This window comes from Micromonospora sp. LOL_015 (assembly GCF_048060275.1).
GTDB lineage: Bacteria > Actinomycetota > Actinomycetes > Mycobacteriales > Micromonosporaceae > Micromonospora_E.
Genome location: NZ_JBHMIO010000047.1, coordinates 24754 through 31044, shown reverse-complemented (window position 1 = coordinate 31044; position 6291 = coordinate 24754). Strand labels below are relative to the sequence as shown.

At 69.3% G+C, this 6291-nt stretch carries 8 protein-coding genes; all 8 read left to right on the top strand.

Features of this window, described 5'->3' with window-relative positions; all coding sequences use genetic code 11:
• Positions 1-485, top strand: a 485-nt coding sequence (locus tag ACFHWU_RS24970; RefSeq protein ID WP_416591772.1) for a transposase family protein, incomplete at its 5' end; no start/stop codon positions are given.
• 462 nt (positions 486-947) lie between these two features.
• Entirely contained in the window at positions 948-1835 is an 888-nt protein-coding gene (locus tag ACFHWU_RS24965; RefSeq protein ID WP_416591771.1) for a hypothetical protein, read from the top strand.
• Entirely contained in the window at positions 1832-2860 is a 1029-nt protein-coding gene (locus tag ACFHWU_RS24960; RefSeq protein ID WP_416591770.1) for a hypothetical protein, read from the top strand. The genes ACFHWU_RS24965 and ACFHWU_RS24960 overlap by 4 nt, the downstream gene beginning before the upstream one ends.
• 161 nt (positions 2861-3021) lie before the next feature.
• On the top strand, positions 3022-3888 hold the full coding sequence (locus ACFHWU_RS24955; protein WP_416569354.1) for a hypothetical protein: 867 nt from the start codon (positions 3022-3024) through the stop codon (positions 3886-3888).
• 44 nt (positions 3889-3932) lie between these two features.
• The gene (locus tag ACFHWU_RS24950) at positions 3933-4319 is read left to right on the top strand and encodes a hypothetical protein (RefSeq protein WP_416557269.1); all 387 of its coding nucleotides are present in this window, start codon (positions 3933-3935) and stop codon (positions 4317-4319) included.
• On the top strand, positions 4316-5269 hold the full coding sequence (locus tag ACFHWU_RS24945) for a hypothetical protein (RefSeq protein WP_416569355.1): 954 nt from the start codon (positions 4316-4318) through the stop codon (positions 5267-5269). The genes ACFHWU_RS24950 and ACFHWU_RS24945 overlap by 4 nt, the downstream gene beginning before the upstream one ends.
• A 67-nt stretch (positions 5270-5336) precedes the next feature.
• The gene (locus ACFHWU_RS24940) at positions 5337-5849 is read left to right on the top strand and encodes a hypothetical protein (RefSeq protein ID WP_416591769.1); all 513 of its coding nucleotides are present in this window, start codon (positions 5337-5339) and stop codon (positions 5847-5849) included.
• 102 nt (positions 5850-5951) lie between these two features.
• Positions 5952-6275 carry a hypothetical protein gene (locus ACFHWU_RS24935; protein WP_416591768.1) on the top strand — a complete coding sequence of 108 codons (324 nt, stop codon included), beginning with the start codon at positions 5952-5954 and terminating at the stop codon, positions 6273-6275.
• Positions 6276-6291: the final 16 nt, after the last annotated feature.

Sequence of the window (6291 nt, the reverse complement as noted above, 5' to 3'; positions counted from 1 at the left end):
AGACCGACCGGATCGCCACCCCGGGTCCCACCCCCGGCGTCGACCTGTGGTGGTCGGCCAAACACAAGAACCACGGCGGCAACATCCAGGTCCTGACCGCCCCGGACGGCTGGCCGCTGTGGACCTCTCCGGTACGCCCCGGCCGGGAACACGACACCACCTGCCTGCGTGCCCACCCCGGCCTGCTGACCACCCTCACCGAGATCCGCGAGAACATGCGGACCCTGGCCGACCTCGGCTACGAGGGCGAAGCCGACACCATCGCCGTCGCGTTCAAGAAGCCCAAGGGCGGCGAGCTGACCGACCCGCAGCAGACGTTCAACCGCGCCCACAACCGGCTCCGCGCGGTCGGTGAACGCGGGAACAGCCTGCTCAAGACGACGTTCAAGGCCTTGCGTAACGTCAGCCTGTGCCCGTGGAAGATCGGGAACATCGTCGCTGCGGCACTGGTCATCCTCCACATCGAGCACAACCGAACCACCTGAACCGAGTACCGGCACTACACCCAGTCGCGAACCGTTACTCGCAAAGGCTCACTGCCCCGACCCGTCGTGAAAGTGTTTCCCGTTGCCTACGCTCCCCCGAGCCCGGCCGCCGGTGGCGAACCGGCGGCAGTGACGACCAGTAGCGGAGCTGGCTTCCTCAGCAGAGCCGACCGGCGGGCTGGTGTGCTTCTCGGGGTTGATGCCGGAGGTGCATCTTGATGCACCTCCGGCAGCAAAGCTGTGGCGACACCTGTCCCGGGAGCCATGACAACCGGCACGCCTCCCACCCGCACCTGCGACCGGCGACGGCGAGCAGCCGGCCGCGCGGCGGTCGGCATCGACGGTTGCCAGGCTGTACCGTGGCAGAGCCGCCTTCAGTCCGCATTGGAAAGTGAAGTACGCTTCATGGCCACACCGACCGTGGATGCCCCTGATCCCAGCCGACCAAGGCGAAAGATCCTCATGCCTTTGTCCATAGTGGTGCTCGTCGCGGTGGTGACCGCCGGTGCGGCTGTCGTCCTGCAGATGCGAGGCCAGCCGGACGCGACCGCAACCCCCACCGCGCCGTGCATCGGGCCGCCGGATCGAGCGACACCATCGGCGGCAGAGACAGCGACAGCGACAGCGACTGCCGCGCTGGCCGGGAACGGGCTCGACGTGGTCGAGTCCGGCTTCACCCAGCTCGGCAGCAGCTCGGCGCCGATCACCCGCAACGCCATGGTCAGCATCGGCGCCATCGTCGCCAACACGAGTACGCACACCGCGCATCGTGCCCTGGTGACCTTCGACGTCCTCGACAGTGCGGGTGAGTCGGCAGTCCTCACCACGATCCTCGACCAGCCCCGGGAGATCCCGGTCATCCTCCCCGGCGAACGCGTCGGCGTGGGCGGCCAGTTCTGGATCCGGTCCGAGGACGGCCAGCGGGTCGAGGTCGCCCGGGTGAACGCCACCGTCTCCGGCGCGACCTGGACCGCGACAGCGACCGCAGACACGCCAGATGCGACCCGGGACGCGGCCCTAGACGCTGCGGCAACCGCGGCCGGCGGAATCACCACCCGGCATCTGGAGACCCGGCGGCACGGTACGGACCAGATCGACGCTACGGTCACCTACGAGGTCCACTCACCGTACTGCCGAAAGTGGATTTCAGTCGGCACCAGCGCGGTGTTCCGCGACGACGCCGGCACGGTGGTCGGCGGGGGCTTCGACCCCACCGTCTCGCCGTACGCCTGCCTGCCCGGCCAGCACCCCGGGTCGACGCTGCTGCCGAGCAGTCTGCCGCCGACTGCAGCCGACACCCGGACCGAGGTTTACAAGCAGTGCGCGCCCCCTGACGACCCGCAACAATGATCAACGGAGACGGTCTGAACATGCTGTACCACGAACGCATCGGCAAGCTGCTTCCCACCGCCGCGATGGTCGGCGTACTGGCGATGCTGGCGGCCTGCTCGCCGGAGCCGTCGACCTCCGACGAAGCAGCCGAGCCGCCGGCCGGTTCGGGCTTGCAGCCCGGCGAAGCCGATCCGGCGTCGAGCCAGCATCCGCTGCTCGCCGCCACGCTGGAGATGGACCCGCAGGTACGGGCCGTCGTCGGCCGGCTCACCGAAGCGTGCCTGCGCGACGCTGGCATCGACCGGTTTCCCGCCCAGCTCCCGGCCGAGTATCCCGGGCCGGTGGTCGTACCTCCGCAGCAGTCACCGACGCTCGCCGAGGCGAACGCGAACGGGTACGGCATCCGCGCGGCCGAGACCGCCGACCGGGCCGACACCGAAACCGAAACCGGTGCGACCACTGAACGGTTCACCTGGCCGTCACCGGCTGACGAGCACCGCTACCTGGAGGCGCTGACCGGTGCCGCCGACGGCGAGACCCTCACCGACGACGCCGGCAATCCGACTCTCGGCGGCTGCGTCGGCGAGGCCAGGTCCGCTGTGTACGGCCAGGTCGCCGCGCCACCGAGCCCGGTGACCGTGATCGACGAGGCGGCACGCGCCAGTTACGCCGCCGATCCGACGGTGACCTCGGCGACGGCCGCCTGGTCGGGCTGTCTCCAGCAGGACGGCCAGCCGCCGCTGCTCGACCCGGCGGACGCCCGGCGCTTCGCCCAGTTCTTCCACCACCCGGTCGGTGAGCGGCCCGGCGGTCCGGTGCCGGAGGGCGGACCGTGGCCGGCCGAGGTGGCCCGGGAAAAGGAGATTGCGCTGGCCGTCGCGGACGCCGGGTGCGCCGACCAGACCGGCCTGCGGGAGGCGCAGCGGCTGGCGTGGGAAAAGGCGCTGGACGCTGCGGTCGACCGGCACGACGCCGATCTGTCCGGCTACCGGGACGCGATGGCCGCCGCGCTGCGGCAGGGCCAGCAGGCGCTCGCCAACTGAGCCGTACCGGAAAGTGACGGATTGGCGACAGGAGCCCAGCGGGCCGATCATCATCACCTAGAGTCACCGCAACCTCTCTGTGTCACATACGGGATGTGTCCATGTAGTACGTTGAGGTAACTGCGGCAGTTCATCGGCTCAACAGTGGGGACAGGCGCGCCATGCCCGCATCGATCCGGCCCCGGCCAACCGTGCCGGCGGCGCTCGCCGTCGTACTGGTCGCGGCTGCCGCAGTCACCGCTGCCTGCTCACCCGGCTCGGAGCCCGACCCGGCAGCCTCCTGTATCGAGGCACCCGACCGCCCGCTCACCGGCACCGCCGGCCTGTCCGTTGAGGCACCCGACGGCGGCGGGCTGCGAGTCGTCGAATCCGGCGTGACGATCGTCCCACCGGTGCGTCGACTCGGCTCGGCGACCGCGAGCATCGGGGTCGTCGTCGAGAACACCAGCGAGTACGTCGCCTACCGCACTCGGGTCTCGTTCGACGTGCTCGACGGCGTCGGCGACACCGTCGTGATCGGAGACGGCGGCGGGACGGTGCTGCTGGAAGTTCCGCTGCTGCTGCCCGGTGCCCGGTCCGGCGTCGGCACCGCCGTGTACGTCGACGAGGCGGCCGGCGCTGCCGACCGGGTCGAGGTGGACACCACGCTCGGTGCCACCACCTGGGTCGAGCACCGACCGGACCAGGTCGCCGGGGTCACCACCACACACGACCGCACCACCATCGTCGATGCGGAGTCGCACAGCGGGATCGTTTACTACCGGATGGTCTCGCCGTACTGCACCGGCCTGTTCACCCGGGGCGTCGGCACCATTTTCCGGGACGCCACCGGCCAGATTGTCGGCGGCAGCATCGACGGCGACAAAGGACCCGGCCGGTGCGACCCGGACCAGGCAGAACAGCTGACATTCATTACCGACAGCATTCCGTCGAACATCGACGACTCCCGGACCGAGAGCTACCCCTACTGCGACTTCGGCCCCGCGCTCAGTACGCCGGGGTGGTCGACGGCAGCTCCCTTCAACTAGCCGGCTGGCAGGGTCGGCCACTCGACGGGCAGATGGAGGATCACGTGACGAACAGTGAGCCCAACAGCGGCACCAGGTTGGGCGCGGACCTGTACGGGCTCTGGCGTGCTGGCCGGGACAATCTCCCCACCGTGGCGGCGGTCTACTCGACGGCTGGTGACGCCCTCGATGCTGCCGCCGGCGGCGTCGCCGGGGCGTTCGTCCGCTCAGGCAATCTGCCCGGGGTGCCGTACGGTCCGGCGTACCAACCGTGGGTCGAGCTGCACGACATCCTGACGAAGATCTGCCACGACACGGCCGACAACATCGAGGCGACGGCGGACGCGCTCTGCGTCGCCACCGTCGAGTACGCCCGTGCCGACTACGAGGCGGCCAGTGAGTTCGCTCGGTTGTTGGAGGTCAACGGCGAGCCGAGGGCCGACATCGGATGAGCTTTGACAACCTGATGCAGCACGCCTACGAGATCCAGCAGCAGGCCACGTTGAAGGCACTGACCGAGTCCGGGGCTCGTCCGGCAGCCCTGGGCGGTGAACCGCAACTGGCACCGCGGCACGGTGAGCAGGAGACCCGCCAGCGGGTCAAGCAGATGTTCGGCGACATCCCGGAGCTGTTCCAGGCGTTCGCCGAGATGCCCGACCCGGCAGCGTTCGACAGTCACCGGAGCAAGCTCGACAAGTCCTTGGCGGAACTGTCGTCTGGCTGGGTGTCAGACGATCCGGTCAGTGGGCGCACCTACCGCGCCAACCACGATCTCGACGAGATGCTTGACGCGGAGAGTCACATCGAGAGCTGGACAGGCCGGGCAGCCATGGAGTTCAAGAGCAACTTCATCTCCCCGTTCCCGTCGATCGTTCACAACCAGTTCATGGGGATCGCGGTTCTCCGGGCTGCGCTGGACGCGGAGCGGGAGATCTGGGTCCGGGCGCGCGACGACATCGACAAGATCGCCCACGACACGATCACCGCGCTGGACCGGATGGACGACTGCGGCAAGAACGAGTGGGTGATGACCTTCACCGTGGTCTCGTCGGTGGCGGCGGTGGCCGGTGTGGCGCTCGCCCCGGTCAGCTTCGGGCTCTCGCTGGGGTTGACCGCTGTCGGGGCCTCGTCGCAGGTGGCGGCTGCCGGGGTGCCCGATGACCCGCCGGCGGTCCGGTTCCAGGGTGAGACGGCGCAGGCGGTCGTCGACTCGATGCGCGATGCCATCCGGCTGCTGCACGGTTATATCGCCGAGCAGGAGCAGAAGATTGCCGACGCGCTCACCAGTTGCTGCCAGGCCGTGGCTCAGCAGCGAAACAGCTTCGTCGCGAAAAGGCCGGCGCTGGCCGACGCGACCCAGTCCAACGTGACCGGGCCGCTGTTCATGGGCTACTCGACCTGACGGCGACCGGACACCTCGACTATCTACACGCCCACTTCGACGACGACAAGGACTGGGGGAACGGATCGTGGGACTGCTGGCAGATCGGCTCGACAACATGCACGTGACCGCGGACGCGCCGGGCGGCGCGATCTCCGGTGAGCTGCGCGGCCGCGACTGCGTACGGGTCACCTTCGCCGCTGGCCGCTACCAGTGGCTGGACGAACGCTATGTCGAGCAGCAACTGGCCGGGCTGGGCCGGCTGTTGTGGGCGGGCAGGATGAAGGCGTACTGGGCGGCGGTCAGCGAGGCGCTCGGCACTGCGGTGTCCGGCGAGGACCCGCCGGTCGGGCCGCGCGACGTCGACTACCAATCGGCCCGGGGCGGCATCGTCGCCGAAGGCCGCTCCGACGATGGTTCGGTGCAGATCGAGGTCTGCGGCATGCGGGACTGGACGGTGCGGATCGTGCCGGGCAGCCTGCGCCGGTTCCGGGAGGACGAATTTTCGGTACGCGTGCAGCAGGCCGCCACCGCGCTGATCCGCGACCAGTTTGCCCAGGTCCGTTCCTTGAAGGACACCATCTACGGTACGGCCGGATAGTCCGGCCGGCAGGGGTGTGACCGCCGTCAAGTTGCCGACACGGTTTCGGCTGACTCCGCACGGGAACGCCAAGGATCGATACGGTGGTCAGGGGAGGCGGTCATGCCGGTTGCAGCGGACACCAGTTCGGTCGCGGAGTCGACGGTCGGTGCGTGGGTCGCCCGATGGATCGTCGGGGCGGCGCTCGGACAGATCGTCTTCGGCGGCACGGTGCGGCTGGTGCTGGCGGTCCTGATGGGGGCCTTGCTCGGCGGCCTCGGCGTCTGGTTGCTGATGCGGCTCCGGGCGGCCCGCCACCCGGAGCAGACCCACACGCGCGCGGAACAGGCACACCCGGAACAGATCAGACCGAAGCAGACCCGAGCGAAACAAACTCCGGCGCCGAGGATTCGCTATTCACCGCTGGCGCCGCCTGGCCGACGCTGAGCCGGGCCGACACTGC